The organism is Acidithiobacillus sp. TH-A117 (genome assembly GCF_057473465.1).
Window position 1 is genome coordinate 1 of sequence record NZ_JBYCKQ010000040.1, and the last position, 20,955, is coordinate 20,955.

Sequence of the window (20,955 nt, forward strand, 5' to 3'; positions counted from 1 at the left end):
AAAGCCATGCCACCTTTGCCAGCCTAAAATTAAAAAAGGTACGATCAGGAGACCTGTCGTACCCAAACCTCCTGATGGAGGGAGCGTTCTTACTCGCTTAACGCTAAGAGCGTCAACGGAATGGAACTATTGTAGAAGAGCCGGGGCTGGGATGCAAGGGCGGATAGGCTGGCTTCAATAGGCGCCATCCCGTGCCAGGACCACCTTGATGGTGCGCAACAAAATGACGATGTCATACCAAAGGGTCCAGTTTTTGACGTACCAGGCATCCAGATCGGCGCGGTCGGTAAAAGTGGTTTCCGAGCGGCCACTGACTTGCCAGAGGCCGGTGATACCCGGCTTTACCTGGGCGTACAAATTGATACCTTCGCCATAACGGTCTATTTCCCGGGACAAAAGGGGGCGTGGTCCCACCAGGCTCATCTGGCCGAGCAGCACGTTGAACAGTTGCGGAAGCTCATCGAGGCTGGTGCGACGCAGGAAGCTGCCGACGCGGGTAACCCTGGGGTCATTACGCAGTTTGAAGTTGCGGGCATATTCAGCGGCAATAGTAGGGTTGTTATGGAGATATTCCTTGAGTCGATCTTCAGCGTCATGCACCATGCTTCTGAACTTGAAACAGCGGAAGGTTTTGCCATTACGACCGACCCGATCCTGAATGAAAAAAACTTTTCCACCATCTTCGGATTTTATTTTCCAGGCCAGGATCAGTAACAGCGGTGAAATGAGCAAGGTGATGAGGCTGGCCGCAATCAGATCAAAAATGCGTTTCAGAATACGTGGACCCGGGCGGGCCAGATTGTCACGCACCCGCAGCATGAAAATTTCCTGGCTGAAAAAGTGCATCACCTCCAGGCCAAAAAGGGGCAAGCCCCGCAGCGGTGGCGCAATGGTCAGGCGGGGGTATCCAAAACCCAGGGTACGCACCAGTTTTTCCTGGGCTTCCCACTGGTCCATATCCAGGGCCAGAACGACATGGGGGCTACCCAGGTCTTCAAGCTGACCTATGGGATCATCGCTTAAAGGTTCCATCCGAACATGAGGATAATGACTTTTATCTTCAAGCAAAGTGGAGTTGTAGGGAATAAGGATCCGGTCGATGGAGTATCCCAACAGTTCTTCACTTTTCAGGGCACGCATGGCTTCTACGGCGTTCCTGCCGCAGCCGATGACAATGACGGGTTTAACCCAGGCGCCCAGTCGGGCAAGTCCCCAGCGTATGCTACGACGGGCCACTGGCAAAAAGACAAAGACAAGCCCCCAGGTGGAAAACAGCCACAAGCGGGAAAGGGGCCACTTGCCGATAAAGGCCACGGCCGCATTCAGGGCAATGAAAATGGTGAGAACTGAAATGATGTCGCCGGCCTCATCCCAGAAAGCTTTCCTTTGATTGTAATGCCCTTTGATGGCGAAGCTGATGATGACCGACACGGTCAGCAATAAAAAAAGCAACAAATTGATTTGCGCCAGACTTCCCCACCAGTGCTGCAAGACCCAAAGCGGGTTGAGGTCATAATAAATGGCGTGGGACAGCCGGGCAAAATAAAACGCAGCAAGAAAAGCCAGAATGTCACCCACGGCCATGATGGATGGGGTCCAGCTGGACCATTGAAATGTTGAACTTTTTCTCATGGTGTATCTGATAGTCGCCATTATCTATTTCCTGAGAAGACACTTGAGGAAGATGCTGGTCCTGATGGTGCGCTGCAGGACAGCATGATTTCTTAGTGAATCGGTCACAGGAAAACACTATTACAGCCAGCTTATCCTGTGCATGAAGGTAAGAGCAATGCTTTTCTAACCTATCGGACTTTCAAGCCGAGGCTCTCAGAAATCCTTGGGTTGGTGACAGAAAAGACACAGACATAATCTCGTCCATTTTTTTGTACATTACATCCAAGGAAAAGCGTTCAAGTGCTGATTCCTGACCCCTTCGGGCCATGAGCGAAGATTGATCAGGTGCGTTCAAGATCGCGCTCAAGGTGTTATGCAGCGCTTGTGAGTCTCCGGGGGGATACAACATTCCGGTTACCCCGTTTTCGATGATTTCATCTGGTCCTCCTGTGGCTGTGGCCACAACAGGCTTACCAGCAAGCATCCCTTCCACAATGACACGCCCGAAAGGTTCTGGGGCAACAGAAGTATGCGCAATTATATCGCAAAGTTGCATGAGCTCGGGGATGTCCTTTCTAAAGCCGATCATTTTTACCCGATCTTGTAGTCCAAGTTGCTGAATATCCTGTTCAAGCCGTTGGGCATAGGTTTCTTCTCCGAACATTGAACTACCTACAATAACACCTTGCACGTCTGGCATCAGAGCGAGCGCTTTCAAAAAAACATCCTGACCTTTCCAGGGAGCCAGTCTGCCAAATACACCGATAAGGGGACGGCTATCCAACCCCAGATGTTTTCTCAGAGCCTGACGAGAATCGGTAGTTGAATGATCTGTATAATGTTTTTTACAAAAAGCGTTATAAACCAGATGCACATTTTTAGTGCGACCAGTCAATTTTTGTAACGCCTTTTTTGTGGCTTCCGAGTTGACCAATATTTGCGAAGAGTTTCGAGTAATGTATTTTGCAGCCATAAGCTGCGCTTTACCAAAGTGTTCTGAAGTCAGAATATCATGTAGGTACCAGACAACGGGTTTGCGTGCGAGCTTGCCAGCCAGCACAGAAACCAGTGCTGCTTTTTGTGAGTTGGCAAAAATAAAATCATATTGTGTAGCCTCACTGGCAATAGTCCGGGATAATTTGATCAGTGAAGCGGCGCTGGACAACGGGATGCGCGATGATCTGCGGACATTCTTTATGCTGCTCGACATATTGACTATCTGGGTATCAATATGTCGTGACCGAAGTTCAAGGTGAAGTGGCCCATCTTCAAAAAGAATAACCTTACCTTCCTCACGATAGGGATATATAATATCTAGAAGGGCAAGTTCACCGCCACTGAGTTTTGCCGTCTGATCCACAAATAGAATCTTCATGATATTGTCTCCCGATAAATATCAGCAATCTTTGGAGCTATAACTTTCCAGTCAAAGTTTTTTGCATATGTTTGGCATTGTTCGAAGGATGGAGTTGGTATTCTTCCTAAAAAAATGTCAGTGATTGCTTCAGTAATGGATTCTGGTTTAGAGTTTTTGGTAACCCAGTCAGAATGGAAAGGTCTAATGGTCTCAGGCAGGCCTCCAACTGGTGTGACCAAAACGGGTGTTCCAGTTGCCAATGATTCCAGAGTGATTAGTCCAAATCCTTCGAGTGCAATACTAGGAACAATAGAAAAATCGGCAGCACGATATGCGGTTACAAGATCATTTTCGGAAACAAAACCCATGAACTGGATATTGTGTTCCACACCAAGATCTTTCGCCATTTCCTTTAGTTCGCTCATGATCTGGCCTTTCCCGGCAACCATGATCAGGATATCCGGGAATCTTTTTCGCAGTAGCGCCAGTGTCATTATCACATTATCCAGACCCATTCTTCGTGAGAGTCTGCGGACAGCAAAAATGATGGGTCGGTCCAGAGGCCATCCCAGCTTTTCGCGGGCAGTTTTTTGGTTGTATGAAAGAATGAATTTATCTGTATGAATAGCACCGGGAATGATTGATATTTTATGTTCATCAATGCCATATTTTCGGCATAAAACTTCTTTGAAAGCAGAAGAAAGGACTATGATACGATCCGCTTTTTGATATATTTTTTTTTCCAAAATGAATTTCAGGTCAGATTCTCGTTGGTTTTTTTCAACGGCAGATTCCTGAGCCCAAGGGCCATGAAAATGAACGACCAGTGCTTGCCGGGACAGTATGTCTGCCGCTGAAATTCCGTACAGGGCAAAATGGATACTTACGAGCTCGGGTTTAAATTCCTTGATGGATTTTTTTATAGCAACTCTGGCTTTGTACCAGCGCTGGAGCAAAGAACTGTCTGGTTGAGAAAAAGCGCGAATCTGACCATGTGTGATTTTTTCTATTTCACGGCTTCCAACCACCAGCCCTCGGCAGGACACATTTGTGGCAGGCAGGCTCATCATCAAATCATGATAATATCTTTCCAATCCACCTGAATGTTCCGGCAACCAGGAAGAACCCAGTTGTAAGGCACGTAAGGCCCTGGGAGTATTGGTTTCCTGGATCATAATTCGTCCCAATGTGCTCGATACCAGGCGATGGTTTTTTGCAGCCCTTCCGGTAAAGACGTAGTCGGTTGCCAGCCGAGTTGCTGTCGTGATTTGTTGATATCCAGGTATTTGATGGACGGCACGGCCCTTTTTTCGCCAGAAAAAATGGGGGTGCGTTCGGTGTCATCAAATACTCGGCTGGTCAAGCTGGTTACCTCTTTGGTAGAAACGGGAACGCCTGTCCCAAAGTTGAAGGCCTCGCCTGCCACTTCATCCAGTTTTTCAGCCAGGTGAGTATAGGCCTTGGCCATGTCACTGATATAAAGACAATCAATTTGTGAGCTGCCATCATCCCGTGAACCAAAATCATAGGTGTCATTGGTGATGAGATTTTTGATGGCCCGAGGCACGATGCGACTGAAATTGGTATCCCCGGGGCCGAAAGTATTCATGAAGCGACAAACGGCAGCTTTCATACCATATATATGCGCATAAGCTCTGACAGCTACATCTCCGGCCACTTTTGATGGCGCATAAATATTAGCCGCAGGTAAAGGCGGATGGGTTTCTGGAATAGCCTGATTGGTGGTGGTGGCTCCGTAATAAGCCCCGCTGGAAGCGAAAACCAGACGCTCTACACATTGTGCGGTCCTGACGGACTCAAGAACATTGTATGTCCCTTGGGCGTTGACGCTCAGTGTTTCCAGAGGGAGTACATTGCTGATGGGCACAATAGGCTGCGCCGCTAAATGAAATACCGTATTGATTTCGAAGCGTTGCAAGGTTAAGCGGAGTAAGTCCATATCCCTTATATCGCCTTGTATAAAGGTGGTTCTAGCCTTCATCCCCGAGAGCACAAGATAGGAATTGGCAGGTAACCAGCGATCCAGAATATAAACTCTGGCCCCCAAGCCGAGGAGTAACTCACAGAGATGAGCCCCTCCAAATCCAGCCCCACCCGTAATCAGGCATTTTCTTCCGCTCCAGAATGACTGCATCTCAACATCCTTCTGCCCGGGTTTGCATGTAACTGCGATAAAACTGGATGGTTTCGCGCAAGGTGTCCATGAAATCGGACTGGACGGTAAAGCCGGTAGCCTCTTCAATTTTCTTGCCATTCAAATGTTGTTTGGTGATGGCATGCACAGTGGATCCACTCTGGCGCACGCGAATGGATATGCCATTGTTCATAATTGTTTCGGCGCGTTCCGCATCAAAAGTTTTCTCTACTTCAGCAGCTTGTTCCACGATGGTTTTCAGCATTTGCGGGGTCGGCATATAGGTTCCGGCGGCCAGATTGTAGACATCCCCACGACATTTTTGCTGCTGGGTAAGCAGGAGGATGGCTGTTACCAGATCCTGAACGTAAAGGTAGTCGCGATGATGCTCGATGGCGTCAAAATAGAGTTCAGGCGCCTCTGGCTCTGCAGATCCGAATATACTGGCCATGGCCTTGGGCAGGAGACGGTAACCCATGTTGAAGTCGTATGGGCCATAAATGTTACACATGCGCAAGGTGACGGTTGGCAATCCGAAGGCCTCGTGATAGGTCCTGGAAAACACATCAGCAGCCAGCTTTGCTGAATCATACACACCTATTCCGCGTAACGGAGTCGAATGTTCACTGTAGGAATCTTCTTCCATTTCTCCGTAGACTTTATCGGTGGATGACAGAAAAATCATATTGGGTTTGTAGGGCGCGAGTCGACACGCTTCCAAGACATTGACCCACCCCATGGTATTGGCCATGATCGTGTCGTAAGGAGCGGATATGGCTTTTTCAATGACCGAAGCATAAGCCGCAAAATGGTAAATAAAATGAAAGCGGCCTTCATGGATGATTTCTTTCATGGCATTGGCGTCTACCACATCTGCTTCGTGGACAAGAATCTTCGAGCGGAGATCCATGGATGCACAATTCAGGATCGAATCGCGGTTCACATCCGTATTGATATCGATGACTGTTACATTGGCACCAAGCTCGACGAGCCGTTTTGTTACATGGCCTCCTACAAAGCCGAAGCCTCCGGTGACCAAGACATTCTTGGAATCAAAAAATTCGGTCAGGTGATCATAGCGGTTGAGGTGCTGGTTGCTGTTCATGTTTTATGTACTCCGGTGAATGGTTTGTTTTGCCTTGCTGGTCAATAAGCATATTATGTGCCACTCACATAAAAACAGTGAAAACAAAAGGTTGTGTTTTTATTGCAGGATCTTGCTGCTGGGAAGAGTGTTAGAATTTTGTTACATAAAAAGAGAAGAAAGCCTATAAATTTTACAACTTGATGATGGTAATAGAAAAAAATAATAGAGGGTGGATTGCGGAACTGTGCCGCACCCTCAATATTTCATTTGGTTGCTTGAGCACCTGAATAGCTTCTCAGTGGTTCTCGAATGGTGCGTAGTTGGTCAGTAAGGCAATTGAATTATATGGAATATTATAGAATTTATTGTTTGCGTACATAATTTTTAAGAACTTTACGGATGGCTGTTCTATCTCTTAGGATGGGATCATTTACGTGTGTAACTTATTTGTAACAAAAGTCCAAAACTTAGAGTTTGCTGATAGCAAAATCAGAGGTTGTGCGCGTGGGGCAAGAATTTTTGGGAAGGCCTGCTAATACTGCTTCAAAAAAATTAGTGTAGAATCATATGATAAAAATATTTACGGAAATACCCACATCGGGCATGAAATGTGCTTATTAACTGTATTCTTTGATGTTGCGACAGTGGCGTGGGGATTATTTGCAAGAATATCTGGACGAATGCACTTGTATTGTTTATCTGTGACACGTAGTGAAAGATGTAAAGGGAACTGGCTAGTGGGGATAGTATTTTATGTATAAGAAGCTTTACAGATTGATGGTTTGGGTATTGCTGCCAATGTTACTGGCGGGTTGTGCTACCGATGGGCTCAGCCAGCAAAAGGTTGCTTATCGTAAAATGCCGAGCCCAGTCCTTACCAGTCAACCTGTCGCGTTGTCGCCAAAAACGGTAGATCAACTTTTGCACCGACCATTGGCCTATCATCTGGGACCCGGTGATGTAGTCTCGGTATCTGTGTATTTGCACCCGGCTCTTTCCGCTACTGCAGGATCTGGTTCGGTGGGTATACCTGGAGCCTTGGTGACTAACGGTGGCAATATTCAGTTACCCATGGTGGGGCTTGTGCATGTGGCTGGACTGACAATGGCAGAATTGCGTATCAAACTGGAAAAGCTTTATAGCCAGTACATTATTCAACCTGATGTTTCCGTACAGCTTCAGGTGGCGCATAGCATTCGCTATTACCTCCTCGGTGAATTCACGGCTCCTGGACTGAAGTTTTCTGATCGTGCCTTGACTTTGCTGGATGCCATGGCCCTTGGAGGGTCGGTTAATTTTGCAGAAGCCAATCTGCGCAGTGCCTATGTCGTCCAGGATGGCAAGAAGCTGCCCATCAATTTTCATCAATTACTGAATGAGGGTAATCTGGGCGAGAATATTGAGTTGCAAAGTGGTGATACGGTTGTAGTGCCGAGCATAGCCAGCATGCGGGCTTTTGTGTTTGGCGCAGTGGATAAACCCGGTCCGGTGCCCTTCGTTGACGGGAGACTGAGCCTGCTCCAGGCCTTGTCATCTGCAGGTATGAATACCACGGCATTGACCAACGCGCAGTTGCGGGATATTCGAGTCATTCGTTCAGAAGGGACCAGCGGACAACTGATCACGGTCAACGCGAATGCCATACTGCATGGAAAAGCTGCGCCATTTTATCTTAAGTCGGGTGATGTGGTTTTTGTACCGCAGACTGTAGTGAGTAGCTGGAATCAGGTCATACAGCAGATTTTACCCTCTTTGCAGGCGATTTCAGGTTTACTGAATCCCTTTGTATCCATCAAGTACTTATCGCAACCGAATAATTAGGAATAAATATCGTGGCTGATCAAAATGATAGAATGCTTTCACCGGATAATGTGGACACCCTATGGCGCCCATCAATTTCCAGTCATCTCGATAGTGGAGATGAAGGAGAAAAAATTGATCTGTCTGCACTGCTTCGTTTTCTAAAAAAACACTGGAAATGGCCAGTGGGGTTGGCACTTGCCGGAATTATTCTGGCAGTTTTGCACACCCTCTTTTCAGTGCCAGTATTTGAATCTTCCGGTTCAATCTATCTGGGAAATGCCGAAAAAGATCAGGCAGCAGTTTCATCTGCCACTGAAGGTTTGTCGCTCGTCCCCGGTTTGGTGCAGGCACCCAATCTGGAAACGCAAGTACAGATTATGCAAAGCCGCCAGGTAGTGGAAAAGGCCATAATGCAATCCGGAGTAAATGTGTCCATCATGAATCCAGACCAAAGTGCTGTGATCCATTTCTGGTACTGGCTAATCAATGGTCATTCCTTTGGTGTTTATGAAAATCAAAAAACCGGATTGCATGCTACTATGGCTGAAGCAGTAAATCCTGACCTCTATGGCCAACACCTTGAGCTGAAATTTGCCGATGCGGGCCGTTATCGGATTTTTGCAGGAAAAAAATGGATACTGAGTGGTCAGCTGGATGAGACGGCCGTTAGTCCCTATCTGCGGATCCTTATTAAAGCTAATGCTCCGGGATTCATCCCCAAAGCCAATCGTTCCTATCGCTTGACGATCCGTTCCCCTTTGTCGCTATATAAGGCCTTTGCAGGAAACATTGCGGTCAGCCAGTCTAGCAAGGATAGTGGCGGCACTGCTACTCTGAGCTATCTGATCTACCTGAGCTTCCAGAATCCCAATCCCTTCGTATCGCAAAGATTTCTGAATGGTCTGATGTTGAGCTATCTGGAACAAACCCATGCCTGGGCTACGGGCCAGTCTTCATCGACCTATGATTATTTGAATGGGCAACTGGAAAAAGTGCGTTCTGCACTGGAAACGGCCGATAGTAATCTGGCCAAATATCAAAGCCATAGCGGTCTTTTGTCGGTGACTTCCAACGCCCAGGCGATGATTACCCAGATGGCCAATTATGAAAGTCAGCGCAGTGCACTGGAACTTAAGTTGAAAAATCTGCAGCAAGTAAGCTCAGAGCTCCGTGCGCAGGGCGAAAAAAAGGTCGACCCCTATTTGATGAGTTCGCTCAACGACTCAGTGCTTAATGGTCTATCCGACAAGTTGGTGACAGCTCAGAATCGTAAAGCTTCCCTGGAGACCATGTACACGCCCAAAGCCCCGGAAATGCAGCAAGTAGATAAGGAAATATCTGCCATACGTTCGGCCATTGCCAGTGTAATATCTAATCAGGAGACGCAAGCGCATCAGCAGCTCGACTCTCTGGATACGGTGATTGAACAGTATAAAGGCAAGATGGGGCAATATCCCAAAGAAGCTTTGCAGGTACTCTCGTTAACACGTTCTACAGAAGTTCTGGGCAAGTTATATATGTTTTTGTTGGAGAAGCAAAAAGAGGCGGCGATCAGCAAAGCTAGTACCATCACCAAAAACCGTATCCTCGACACTGCAATGGTGCGTCATGTGCCGGTTTCTCCAATGGCGTCTAAAAACATTCTTATTGGCGGTTTTCTTGGGTTATTGTTTGGGCTAGCAGTGGTTTTTGCACGTTTTCTGATGCATAAGGGCTTCCACTCAGAGGAGGAGATCCTGCGACGCTACGTTGCCACGCCAATGTTAGGCACCCTGCCTGAATACAATGGATTTCCTAATGCTGATATCAGGGCAAAATTCCCGGCAATTTCAATTTCTGACCCTCGTTCTGGATATGGGGAAGCCATGCGTTTGTTGCGCAGTAAACTATATCTGTTCGCAAGAACGAATGGCGCAGGAAAAATCCTGATGTTTTCTTCTGCTGATCAAGGTGCAGGAAAAACAACAATAGCCAGTCAGTTGGCCATGACTTTGGCGGAAGATGGAAAGAAAGTACTACTCATTGATGCTGACCTGAGAAATCCGCAGTTACATCAGATATTTGATTGTAAACAAACTCCAGGATTGTCTGAGTATTTGATGGGTAAATCCGATCTGGAATCATGTACCCGAGTTATGACGCGATTCAATGTTCCATTGAACCTTATGACTGCGGGTCAAATCCCCGGGGCTCCGGTAGAGTTGGTTGGTAACAGCCGCTTTACAGATCTGATGCAGGATGCTCGATCGCAGTTTGATTTTGTGCTCCTGGATACGCCATCCTATCCGTTGGTGGCGGATGGGCTGATGATTTCCCAATGGGTTGATCGTCTGATTTCAGTGGTTCGAGTGGGTACAACACCACGAAAGGCTTTTCAGGATCATATGCAAGGTGTGGCGCAAATTGGTTGCCCACTAGCTTTGGTGATAAACGGGATGCGATCAACTCATGGAGTCACTTTTCATGATCATTCGAGGCCGACTTTCTTTGCTGTCCTGGATGATCGGGTGCGCGGATTTGCACGTTCATACCTGATAAAACGCGGATAGAAGAATGAAAGTTTCTATGATTTTTACGGCGTCGGCAGTTCAAGGAATGCCGATATGGTAGCAAGCCTGAAACGGAATACCTTATATAACCTGATGGGTAGTCTAGTGCCTGTGGCCGTTTCTCTGATCACGGTTCCCTTGTTTCTGCATTTGATTGGTGTGGATGCATATGGTGTATTGGCTATTGTCTGGTTGTTTCTGGGATATTTTGGGGTTTTTGATCTCGGCTTGGGAATGGCATCTGCCAATCAGTTTGCAAAGCTGGATGATCACAGTCAAGTTGTCAGTGTATTCTGGACAGGAATATGGACCAACCTGATTCTGGGAACGGTTGGAGCTTTAATTCTCTTGTTTCTGGGTGAGTTTCTGTTTGAAAATCTGTTCAAGATGTCTCCTTCTATGCATGCATCAGTGGCGAGTGCTCTACCCTGGCTGGCGCTGGCTGTCCCAGTGATTACCGTGAGCGGAATTTTTTCGGGATTTCTGGACGGGCGACAAAGGTTTTTCATGTTGAATGCCTTGGGCGTTGTCGGTACCTTTTTTTTACAGTTGATGCCTTTGTTGACGGCATACTTACATGGCCCTGACCTTACCTGGATTATAGCAGTGACGGTCCTTTCCAGGCTGGTTTTTGGCGCTATCCCCATGGGTCTCGTAGCCTTTTACCTCTTAGGCATGGCCAAGCCAGAATTGCCACAGTGGCGATGGATAAAAACGCTGTTAGGTTATGGTAGCTGGACGACCCTGTCTGGTATGGTGGTGCCACTAACCGGGGCAATGGACAAATTTATGCTGGGAAGCTTGGTAGGGCCTGCGGCTGTCACTTTTTTTGCTATTCCTGAGCGCTTGGCAAGGCAAGGTGCTGTAGTGCCCGGCGCAGTTACCAGAGCTTTGTTTCCAAAATTATCTGCAGGAAATGAGCAGGACGCCAGAGATGCGACGGCGCAGTCCCTAGATTTGTTGCTTATGATTCAGACTCCCATGATCTGCGCGCTTATTCTTATCCTTAAACCATTTTTAGGTATTTGGGTAGGTTGGACTGTAGCTGATAAAGCTGGTTCAGTTGGCTTGATTATAGCTGCGACGATCTGGTTAGCTGGCTTGAATTATTTCCCTTCTATGCTGTTGCAGGCCCGCGGCCGCCCGGATATTGCCGCAAAATTGCGCGTCTTGGAGGTGCTTCCATATCTCCTGGTTCTGTGGATATCAATTCATTACCTCGGCCTGATCGGCGGTGGTATCGGATTATTGTTTGTAACATCCTTGGATATGGTGTTTTTATTCTGGGGAGCCAAACTGGCCCTATTTAGAAATTGGACATTTTGGCAATCATTGGCCTGGATTTTAATCTCGGAGTGTCTGGCTTGGAATTTTTTCAGAAGCGATATGATTTGGTATGTGGCTTCACTGCTTTTGGTTGTTATGTCTGGAGGGTGGGCAGGTTATCGATCATCGGTTATCAGGAATGTGCTTCGTTCTTTTTTGGACAGAATTAATATCCGCATGTTGAAAGCTGTGGAAAAGTGATGCTGGGTATTAATCTATGCATTATGTTAAGAAATTAAAGGTTATGATAAAAGGATGTTTTTGAGATGAGCATGAATGCTAAGATAACTGTTGCCGGGAATTTGAGTGTGTGTGTATGCACCAGAAATAGGCCAGAAGAATTGGCAAAATGCATTGCCTCAGTTAGGGGCTGTGGCAACTCTATATATGAAATAGTTGTTTCTGATGATAGTACGGATAACAGAACTAAAGAAATGGTGCAAAACTATTTCCCAGATGTTGTATATATTCGAGGGCCCAAAAAAGGCTTGGGTGCCAACCGAAACTGCGCTATTGAGCATTCCTGCGGTGAGTTTTTGATTTTTCTGGACGATGATTCTGAGATAGCTAAAAATTTTGTATCTGCGGTTGATAAGTTTGCTGATGAGAATAATCTTGATTTGCGCAAAACCATGATTACGGGCAATCAGGTGGAGGGCGGTGTGAGTATTCAACCTCACGATCAGAGTTTTTTGGGTTTTCAGAACGTGCCTTATATGGATGGTGATGTAATTAATACGGTAAATATTATGGCTACTGTTTTTCCACGAAAACTTGTTAGTTCTGTTCGATTTGATGAATTGCTTGTTTATGGTTATGATGAAGTTGATATTTGTGCCAGATGCAGACAACAAGCTGCGGTTGTCAGATATTGTCAAAAAGCCAATGTTTATCATTATCCTTCAGCTGTAAACAGGGACTATTACACCCCATATACTGAGGCTTCAAGAATATATGTTACTTTTAAACGCTATAGAATCGAAAATGATATTAAGATTAAATCCTGGTGTTTTTTGGTGGCGGCCATGGTCCATCTGTTGCTTTCAAGGGTTAAGCGTGAAGGTTATAAAGGTGTTTCAAGTTTTTTATCCATCGCGACAAAAGCTCTGGGTTATATACGAACAAATGAAAAGTTATCGAGTTCTGTGAACGCAGTAAATAAGTTTTCACACTGAATCTTGGGGCAACTTGATGAGAATTGGCGTTTTGATTAATGGTGGAAACAGACCGAAAGACCTGGAGCGTCTTCTGCAATCATTGATGGCCCAGATTCGCAGACTGGAAAGTCTGTGTATTTTGATTCACCCCCGCGATACCGAATCCGTTAAACTCTTAGAAACCCTGGTTGGTTCGGCTATTTCCTGGACCCTAGTTTATAAAGATCACTCTGGGCCTATGGCTGCCATGCAAAACGCACTGCAGATGATGACTTGTGATGTAGTGGCTTTTACCCACGATGATGCCGCGCCTCGAGTAGATTGGCTGGAGAAGGTTGCAAGTACATTGATAAGCAAGCCTGAATGTGCAGGAGTGGGGGGTAGAGACCTGCCAGTATCTGCATTCTCGCAAAATCTTCCGCCTGTCCAAATAGTAGGAAAGGTAACCTGGTATGGCAAGATCATCTCGCAATACCATCTGCCTTGTATCGGTGGCCGAAATGTGGATTTTCTTTCCGGCGTTAATATGGCCTATCGGCATGATATTTTGAGGACTACAGGGCTAAACCAATGCTTGCAGTGGCAACAGGATACCTGTTGGCATTGGGAGCTGGCACTGGGGATGGCGCTTAAGGAGCAAGGTTGGAAACAATGGTATGATCCTGAGATGGTTGTGGAACATTATCCAGGCAAGCTGTTTTCAGAACAAAAGGATAGTTACTGGTCTGCTGCTGCACGAAAACGTGCCTTCAACGAAACTTACATTCTTATGAAATATCTTTCTATTTTTGGACGTTTCTTCTGCATGTTTTACGCTTTACTGATCGGTAGTCGTGACAGTTATGGTTTTGTGCAGTGTTTCCGCCATTGGCCGCAAGAAGGGAATTTGGCACTTCGTAAGTGGATGGATACCATGCGCGGGCGCTATGCAGGTATGGCGACATGGTTGTATCCCGGTTCATGCCAAGGCCTGCAGGAGTGAGCATGCAATTATCGGTCATGATCCCCACATACCGCCGGCCGAAGGATTTGGCGCGATGCTTGCAAGCGCTGAGTGAACAACTGCGACCTGCCGATGAAGTCATCGTTGTGGCGCGGAGGGAGGATCAGGACACGCTTGATGTGCTGAATGGTCGTGTGGCTGCTAGCTTACCTTTACGAGTTGTTATTGTGGATCTGCCCGGCCTGGTTACGGCGATGAATCTGGGTCTGGAGGCGGCACGCGGGGATGTCTTGGCCATTACGGATGATGACTCGGCACCTTTTCCAGATTGGTTGCAACGTATAGAGCTGGCTTTTGAACGGGATGAGACGCTGGCAGGAGTCGGGGGCAGAGATTTGATTAGCCCGAATGGGGTACTGATTGATCATTCGGTTCGCAGTGTGGGAAAAGTACTATGGTATGGGAAGGTGATCGCGAATCATCACTTACGCCTTGACCATGCGCAATATGTGGACTTGCTCAAAGGTGTCAATGGAGCCTACCGTCTTTCCTTGCTCAAGGAAATCGGCTTTGATCGACGTTTGTATGGACGTGGGGCTCAGTGGCACTGGGAACTTTCACTGGGGTTGACTTTGCGTCAAAGTGGTTGGCGTTTGTTATACGATCCAGAAATACGTGTCAATCATTATCCGGGTCAGCTTTTTGGGGATCGTTCCCGCGATGCATATAATGTCGAGGAAACACGAAATCGCTGTCATAATGAAACCTTGGTACTGCTGGGCTATTATCGGAATATTAACCGGTTGATATTTATTTTCTGGGCTACATTGGTTGGAACCAGTGAAAGTTATGGTTTCGTGCAGTTGCTGCGTTATGCGCCAAAAGAAAAAATGCAGGCCTTGGCCAAGTGTAGGGATAATTGGTATGGTCGCTATATGGGAATACGCTCATGGCTGCGACATTGAAAAATTTTGGCCCCGGTGTTGATACGAGTCAGTCAGGGCATGAAGTCTGGATTTATATTCTCCTGTTCTGGACTTTTCCATTTGCATTTTATTTTGCCCATTTAAGCTCCTTAACCAATTATTTGTTCCCGGTTTTAGGTTTTCTACTGGGCATAAAGTTATACCGCGATTTCCCTAATCTGTATGTGAGTCATATGTGGTGGCTTTGGTTTGTGACACCGGAAATCAGACGGCTGGTGGATTACCAGATTGGTTTTCAACCGGTGGATCCCATTATGCTCACCCCTTACTTGGTAACGGGCTTGGCTTTTTTTACCGTGTTAAAGTCTTTGCCGGCATTACGTCGAAAAACCCTGTTTCCTATGGCTCTGGTAGTTTTGGGCGTGCTCTACGCCTACATTGTCGGGTTGGTTACGGCAGGTATCATGCCTGCTACCTATGGCTTGCTGAACTGGTTATTGCCGGTTTTATTCGGTTTGCATATGGCGATTCGTTGGCAGGATTATCTGCGTGTGCGTCGTACTCTATTCCATACTTTTGTATGGGGAACTTTGGTCATGGGTGGCTACGGACTGATTCAGTATGTTCATCCTCTGCCATGGGATACCTACTGGATGACGGCTTCAAAATTGTTGAGTATTGGTCGTCCTGAACCATTCCATGTACGTATTTTCAGTACGATGAATTCGCCTGGACCTTTTGCCTTTGAACTGATGGGGACCTTGTTGATGCTCTTCGCCGGCGGTGGTTTCTGGCGAATTCCTGCGGCTGTTTTTGGTTATCTGGCTTTTTTGCTGTCTATTGTGCGTGCTGCCTGGGGAGGGTGGTTTATAGGATTAGTCTATATTCTGTCTAGATTGAAGCCGGTTCATCTGCTGCGATATCTCATGGGCATCCTGGTCATTATTATCTTGGCAATGCCCATGTTGCTTTACAAGCCCGTTTATGAGCGTTTGGAGGCACGCTTCAATTCCATTGAGAATGTCAAACAAAATGCCAGCTATCAAGCCAGGGTAAAGTTTTATGGCGAATTTTTTCTGAAGGCATTTGAAACGCCTTTGGGAAGTGGAATAGGCAGCACCGGTACGGCCGCACGCCTCAGTCAAAAAGGACATGTGGTGAATTTTGATAGTGGAGTCATGGAAATTCCTTATGTGCTGGGCTGGGCTGGTGGAACCCTCTTTTTCCTTGGAACCATCTGGACACTGATTTATATATTAAGTAGTGAGTGGGCCAAGAAGGATCCCTTTATAGCGATCTCATCTGGGATAAGTCTCGCGGTATTCTCGACCTTGATATTTGTGGATACATTGATTGGCAGTACCGGCATGTTGTTCTGGGCATTTGCCGGTACGGCCATTGCCGGAATTCATTACCGCCAGGTGAGAGGAATGGAAAATGCCTGAAGATAACTTTCACGCTTGTGCAGGGAAGTGGTAAGGGCATGCGCATCCTGCATATCACCAATCACGTTCTTGAGATCGGCAATGGGATTGTCAATGTCGCCGTGGACTTGGCCTGTACCCAAAGCGAGATGGGGCATGAAGTGTTTTTTGCTTCCGGGGGTGGAGAGTATGAAAACCTTTTGAATCAACATGGGGTCAAACATCACGCCATGGGGTTCAGCAAATCTTTGTTGCGAACTCCGAAAATGCTAATCAATCTACGTAGAATCATGGCAGAAGACCGACCGGATGTGGTGCACGCCCATATGATGACAGGCGCGCTGCTCAGCAAACTGTTGCGTTTAGGGCGACGCTACAGGCTGGTAACACATGTCCATAACGAGTTTCAAAAAAGCGCCAGGGTCATGTCCGTAGGTGATGCAGTGATTGCGGTCAGTGCTGCTGTCAGCCGATCGATGGCAGAACGGGGTATTCCGGTCAAAAAATTGCATGTCATCCGCAATGGAACCATCCACAGTCCGCGCGTGTGCTCGGTGGAGGCCAAAACATTGCAGCATCCAGCCATTGTTTCGGTTGCTGGAATGTATGAAAGAAAAGGAATTCGTGACCTGATTGAAGCATTTACCAATCTGCCGAGTGAAATTCCTGGCCATCTATATCTGGTTGGTGAGGGTCCAGATCGGAAGGTTTTTGAGGATCTGGCAAAAAAAAGCTCCCGCAGAGATCAAATTCATTTTGAAGGTTTTCAGCCGCAGCCACAGTCCTACCTGAAAAGTGCAGATATATTTGTGTTGGCCTCCCGCAAGGATCCGTTTCCTCTGGTGATTCCTGAAGCACGAGAAAACGCATGTGCCATTATTGCATCAAAAGTGGATGGCATACCAGAAGCGTTGGAAGATGGGCGGGCAGGACAATTATTTGATCCTGGAGATGTCAATGCGCTGACTAGCTATCTTTACCAGTTTCTGTGTGACCAGGACTTGCGAGCACAATTTGCCGAAAGATCCCATACCCATATTGACTGGCTTACGGTTCAACGTATGACTGATGAAACTTTGAACTTGTATGAGAAGGTCATGCTGTTATGAAAACATTATGCATGATAACCCATAAGTTAAAAAAAGGAGATGGTCAAGGCCGGGTTAACTACGAGATACTGTTGGCTGCCCATGCTGCAGGTTATATCATCACGCTTCTCGCCAGTGAGTGTACTCCAGAAGTGCAGGGGTTGAATGGAGTCACCTGGGTGTCTATATCTGTAAGGGGTTGGCCAAGTCAGTTATTGCGTAATCAGATATTCGCGCTGAGAACCTGGTGGTGGTTAAAACGCCATGCTCATAAATACAATTTGATACATGCTAACGGATTTATCACCTGGTACCCGGCAGATGTTAACTCTGCACATTTTGTTCATGGGGCATGGCGTCATTCTCCATACAATGAATCTAATACGGAAAAAGGTTTCAAAGGACTTTATCATCGCCTATTTACCTGGCTTAACGCCAAGTTAGAACGTCGCTCCTATCGACAGGCGCGTTGGGTTACTGCAGTTTCGCCGAAAGTTGCCGAAGAATTGATGGCGATCGGCGTTGATTCAGAGAGAATTATGGTCATACCCAACGGGGTTGATATTCAGGAGTATTGCCCTGGAACGAGTTCACGGCAGGTCCTTGGTTTAAAAGATAAAATACCAGCTGCTTTGTTTGCGGGGGATTTGCGTTCTTCGCGGAAAAATCTCGATACCGTTTTCCATGCATTGGTCATGGCAAAATCTTGGCATCTGGTTGTGCTGGGTTATCTCGAACAAAGCCCTTATCCCGAATTGGCAAAGGAGATGGGAATTGCTGATAGGGTGCATTTTATGGGTTATCGCGAAGATGTGCCACAATTCCTGCGATCTGTGGATTTGCTAGTCTTCCCATCTCGTTATGATCCTTGGGCCATGATTGTTTCTGAAGCTTTAGCTTGCGCTGTACCCGTAATTACCGCCAAAACAGTGGGTGCAGCTTTTCAGGTCCCGGTAAATGGCGGATGGATACTGGATAATCCGGATGATTTTAAGTCTATCGCCTCCATTCTTGAAAAGTACGCGCAGTTGAACGCGGATATTAAGGCTGAAATGGCGAGTGTGGCACGAGCATCTGCAATAGAGTTCGCATGGCCCTGCATCACGAAAAAATATTTGCAAATTTATGATGTCTGTCTGCAACTGAAGTGTGATGTAATTGTCAATAATAGGAATTGATATGAACGCAAAATGTTCTAAAAATAACAATAGTAATCCGATAGCTACTATTATTATTCTGGCGTGTCGTCGTACTAAATTTATCGCCAAGGCTATTAGTTCTGTTTTGGAACAAACCAGAACAGATTTTGAGCTTATAATTGCTGACGATTCTAATTCAGAGGAAATCAAAAAAATATGCTCCGGATTTTCTGACCAAAGATTATCTTATTATGCTAATAATGAATGTCTTGGCGTACTCAAAAATTGTGAGAAGTCATTATCAATAGCCAGTGGAAAATATGTATCTTTTCTGAGTGATGATGATTTTATTGATCCGGAATACTTGGCCATAATGGTCGGAGTTATGGAGAAATATAAAAATATTGCTCTTGCTTTTTGTGATAATTGGATTGTTGATGAAGACGGCATAAGAGATTTAGAAAAAAGTGATAAGCATGCGATTTATTGGAAACGAAATGTTCTTCTCGGTGGTGAGCTGAAAAATCCGGTTGGTGCCTTATTTGATGGATCTATTATAATAGGAACCGCAAGTTTATATAGAAAATCAATGGTCAACTCTTCAATGGCGTACAAAGATGTTGGAGTTTGTGCAGATTTGTGGGCTGCCTGTGTTTATGTGCATTTTGAATTGCCAATTTACTATGTCAATAAACGCCTGCTCAGTTATCGGGTGCACAAGGATTCGGAAACCAACCGTGGTAATTCTGCTCTACCAGATTCTGAGCGGTTTATTTATAACTTCATTCTTCAAGAAGGATGGTTTCAGGAAAAGAAGGACCTTATTTATAAAAGGCTTGATGATGCGACCTTTAGAAGCGCAAAATCTCGCTTGATTAATGGGCAGCGTGATGAAGCGCGAAAAATCTTTCGTACTGGTTTACGCAAGTACAGATCTTATAGATGGATTTTAGGGTACGCCTTGTCCCTCATGCCGAATCGCATGGCTTCTGCCTTACTTAACTGGATGCAGAAGAAGGATTTTTATAGAAATGTGCGTGTTTCTTAACTATCCTATGATCTCGTGAAGTGTCGAGATCTGTCTCCCATAATCACCGTACACACGCTTGTTTAATTAAGGAATACAGTTTGAGACGTGTTGCCATTGTTCATGATTGGTTAACAACATACGCGGGGGCTGAGCGCGTTTTGGAACAGATGCTGCTGATTTTTCCCCAGGCCGACTTGTTCAGTGTCTGTGATTTTCTTTCCGATGAAGAACAAAAATTTTTGCAGGGGAAAGTACCCCGGACTACCTTTATTCAGCGGTTGCCTGGCGCCCACAAGCTCTATCGTCATTACCTTCCGCTCATGCCTCTGGCTATTGAGCAGTTGGATATGTCCGGCTATGACCTGATTCTGTCTAGCTCCCATGCTGTAGCCAAGGGAGTGCTGACCGGACCGGACCAGTTACATATCAGTTATATCCATACACCGATTCGCTACGCCTGGGATTTGCAGCATCAATATCTCCGCGAATCCGGACTGGAAAAAGGCTTAAAAGGTTGGATTGCCAAGTGGCTTTTACACAAAATCCGTATTTGGGATGTGCGCACTGCCAATGGTGTGGATCAATTTGTTGCGAATTCTGCGTTCATTGCCCGCCGTATCTGGAAAACCTACCGGAGACAAGCGGCAGTGATATTCCCTCCGGTTGATGTGGAAGCCTTTGCTTTTCGTCCAGATAAGGAAGATTTTTATCTCACGGCATCGCGCCTTGTGCCCTACAAGCGGGTCGGCCTTATCGTGGAGGCGTTTACCCGGATGCCTGATAAGCGGCTGAAAGTCATCGGCGATGGCCCTGAACGGGAAAAAATCGCACAAATGGCTTCCGGATCTCCTAACATAGAAATTCTCGGATACCAGTCAGCACAAGTCTTGGCGCAACTGATGGGAGCTGCTCATGCTTTTGTATTTGCCGCCGAGGAAGACTTTGGTATTACTCCCGTAGAGGCTCAAGCCTGCGGCACACCGGTGATTGCCTTTGGCAAGGGCGGAGCGTTGGAGACTGTCGTGCCATTAGCAGCGGAAGGTGCAGCGACCTCTGCTGCAGCCACTGGTTGTTTTTTTTATGAACAATCAGTTTCTGCCATCATGGCTGCTGTGGAGCGCTTTGAGATGGTTAGAGAGGCCATCACCCCGGCTGCTTGTAGAGCTAACGCTCTGCGCTTTGCCCCGGAGCGTTTCCGTAAAGATTTCATGAGCTTGGTGGAGCAGGCATGGACCCGATTTCATGATGGTACATAAAGCACTTTCCTGAAGCGCGCTGCTGCAGGATGAATCTGCTATGGCTTTCTATGCGAAAATCCATCAGCATCTTCCACACCCATATATGGTAATATAATTCT

At 46.5% G+C, this 20,955-nt stretch carries 16 protein-coding genes; 11 read left to right on the forward strand and 5 right to left on the reverse strand.

From position 1 onward, the window contains the following. Positions 1-174 precede the first annotated feature (174 nt). The 5 genes from wbaP to AC2VLR_RS09735 all read right to left on the reverse strand — a co-directional run bounded on the left by wbaP (position 175) and on the right by AC2VLR_RS09735 (position 6,231). Positions 175-1,653, reverse strand: coding sequence for an undecaprenyl-phosphate galactose phosphotransferase WbaP (wbaP, locus tag AC2VLR_RS09715; protein ID WP_486881948.1), 1,479 nt, complete (start codon positions 1,651-1,653; stop codon positions 175-177). Between the two features lie 160 nt (positions 1,654-1,813). Further along, on the reverse strand, positions 1,814-2,989 hold the full coding sequence (locus tag AC2VLR_RS09720) for a glycosyltransferase family 4 protein (protein WP_486881949.1): 1,176 nt from the start codon (positions 2,987-2,989) through the stop codon (positions 1,814-1,816). Then, complete coding sequence (locus AC2VLR_RS09725) at positions 2,986-4,146, reverse strand: glycosyltransferase family 4 protein (RefSeq protein ID WP_486881950.1); 1,161 nt, start codon at positions 4,144-4,146, stop codon at positions 2,986-2,988. The genes AC2VLR_RS09720 and AC2VLR_RS09725 overlap by 4 nt, the downstream gene beginning before the upstream one ends. Then, positions 4,143-5,246 (reverse strand): NAD-dependent epimerase/dehydratase family protein, encoded by a 1,104-nt coding sequence (locus AC2VLR_RS09730; protein WP_486881951.1) that lies wholly within the window; start codon positions 5,244-5,246, stop codon positions 4,143-4,145. Before AC2VLR_RS09730 ends, AC2VLR_RS09725 begins: the two co-directional genes overlap by 4 nt. Continuing rightward, positions 5,128-6,231, reverse strand: coding sequence for an NAD-dependent epimerase/dehydratase family protein (locus tag AC2VLR_RS09735; protein WP_486881952.1), 1,104 nt, complete (start codon positions 6,229-6,231; stop codon positions 5,128-5,130). Before AC2VLR_RS09735 ends, AC2VLR_RS09730 begins: the two co-directional genes overlap by 119 nt. Before the next feature lie 840 nt (positions 6,232-7,071). On the opposite strand from AC2VLR_RS09735, the gene AC2VLR_RS09740 reads away from it, so the two are divergent. The 11 genes from AC2VLR_RS09740 to AC2VLR_RS09790 all read left to right on the forward strand — a co-directional run bounded on the left by AC2VLR_RS09740 (position 7,072) and on the right by AC2VLR_RS09790 (position 20,854). Continuing rightward, on the forward strand, positions 7,072-8,034 hold the full coding sequence (locus AC2VLR_RS09740) for a polysaccharide biosynthesis/export family protein (RefSeq protein ID WP_486882009.1): 963 nt from the start codon (positions 7,072-7,074) through the stop codon (positions 8,032-8,034). 11 nt (positions 8,035-8,045) lie between these two features. Beyond that, a complete protein-coding gene (locus AC2VLR_RS09745; RefSeq protein ID WP_486881953.1) occupies positions 8,046-10,565 on the forward strand; it encodes a GumC family protein in 2,520 nt (839 codons plus the stop codon). 54 nt (positions 10,566-10,619) lie between these two features. After that, the gene (locus AC2VLR_RS09750; protein WP_486881954.1) at positions 10,620-12,092 is read left to right on the forward strand and encodes an oligosaccharide flippase family protein; all 1,473 of its coding nucleotides are present in this window, start codon (positions 10,620-10,622) and stop codon (positions 12,090-12,092) included. Positions 12,093-12,157: 65 nt separating this feature from the next. Further along, on the forward strand, positions 12,158-13,066 hold the full coding sequence (locus AC2VLR_RS09755) for a glycosyltransferase family 2 protein (RefSeq protein WP_486881955.1): 909 nt from the start codon (positions 12,158-12,160) through the stop codon (positions 13,064-13,066). Positions 13,067-13,082: 16 nt separating this feature from the next. After that, positions 13,083-14,030, forward strand: coding sequence for a glycosyltransferase family 2 protein (locus tag AC2VLR_RS09760; RefSeq protein WP_486881956.1), 948 nt, complete (start codon positions 13,083-13,085; stop codon positions 14,028-14,030). Positions 14,031-14,032: 2 nt separating this feature from the next. After that, positions 14,033-14,956, forward strand: a complete 924-nt coding sequence (locus tag AC2VLR_RS09765) for a glycosyltransferase family 2 protein (protein WP_486881957.1) — start codon at positions 14,033-14,035, stop codon at positions 14,954-14,956. A gap of 212 nt (positions 14,957-15,168) precedes the next feature. Next, complete coding sequence (locus tag AC2VLR_RS09770) at positions 15,169-16,362, forward strand: hypothetical protein (protein WP_486881958.1); 1,194 nt, start codon at positions 15,169-15,171, stop codon at positions 16,360-16,362. 38 nt (positions 16,363-16,400) lie between these two features. Further along, a complete protein-coding gene (locus tag AC2VLR_RS09775) occupies positions 16,401-17,450 on the forward strand; it encodes a glycosyltransferase family 4 protein (RefSeq protein ID WP_486881959.1) in 1,050 nt (349 codons plus the stop codon). Beyond that, on the forward strand, positions 17,447-18,607 hold the full coding sequence (locus AC2VLR_RS09780; protein ID WP_486881960.1) for a glycosyltransferase family 4 protein: 1,161 nt from the start codon (positions 17,447-17,449) through the stop codon (positions 18,605-18,607). The genes AC2VLR_RS09775 and AC2VLR_RS09780 overlap by 4 nt, the downstream gene beginning before the upstream one ends. Position 18,608: 1 nt before the next feature. Further along, positions 18,609-19,616, forward strand: a complete 1,008-nt coding sequence (locus tag AC2VLR_RS09785; protein ID WP_486881961.1) for a glycosyltransferase — start codon at positions 18,609-18,611, stop codon at positions 19,614-19,616. Between the two features lie 80 nt (positions 19,617-19,696). Further along, positions 19,697-20,854, forward strand: coding sequence for a glycosyltransferase family 4 protein (locus AC2VLR_RS09790; protein WP_486881962.1), 1,158 nt, complete (start codon positions 19,697-19,699; stop codon positions 20,852-20,854). The last annotated feature ends 101 nt before the right edge of the window (positions 20,855-20,955 follow it).

Coding starts and splice junctions, on each gene's coding strand:
- wbaP (WP_486881948.1), bottom strand. CDS start 1,653: ATGGCGACTATCAGATACACCATGAGAAAAAGTTCAACATTTCAATGG.
- AC2VLR_RS09755 (WP_486881955.1), top strand. CDS start 12,158: ATGAGCATGAATGCTAAGATAACTGTTGCCGGGAATTTGAGTGTGTGT.
- AC2VLR_RS09750 (WP_486881954.1), top strand. CDS start 10,620: ATGGTAGCAAGCCTGAAACGGAATACCTTATATAACCTGATGGGTAGT.
- AC2VLR_RS09730 (WP_486881951.1), bottom strand. CDS start 5,246: ATGGCAAGAAAATTGAAGAGGCTACCGGCTTTACCGTCCAGTCCGATT.
- AC2VLR_RS09765 (WP_486881957.1), top strand. CDS start 14,033: ATGCAATTATCGGTCATGATCCCCACATACCGCCGGCCGAAGGATTTG.
- AC2VLR_RS09740 (WP_486882009.1), top strand. CDS start 7,072: ATGCCGAGCCCAGTCCTTACCAGTCAACCTGTCGCGTTGTCGCCAAAA.
- AC2VLR_RS09780 (WP_486881960.1), top strand. CDS start 17,447: ATGAAAACATTATGCATGATAACCCATAAGTTAAAAAAAGGAGATGGT.
- AC2VLR_RS09760 (WP_486881956.1), top strand. CDS start 13,083: ATGAGAATTGGCGTTTTGATTAATGGTGGAAACAGACCGAAAGACCTG.
- AC2VLR_RS09775 (WP_486881959.1), top strand. CDS start 16,401: ATGCGCATCCTGCATATCACCAATCACGTTCTTGAGATCGGCAATGGG.
- AC2VLR_RS09735 (WP_486881952.1), bottom strand. CDS start 6,231: ATGAACAGCAACCAGCACCTCAACCGCTATGATCACCTGACCGAATTT.
- AC2VLR_RS09720 (WP_486881949.1), bottom strand. CDS start 2,989: ATGAAGATTCTATTTGTGGATCAGACGGCAAAACTCAGTGGCGGTGAA.
- AC2VLR_RS09725 (WP_486881950.1), bottom strand. CDS start 4,146: ATGATCCAGGAAACCAATACTCCCAGGGCCTTACGTGCCTTACAACTG.
- AC2VLR_RS09785 (WP_486881961.1), top strand. CDS start 18,609: ATGAACGCAAAATGTTCTAAAAATAACAATAGTAATCCGATAGCTACT.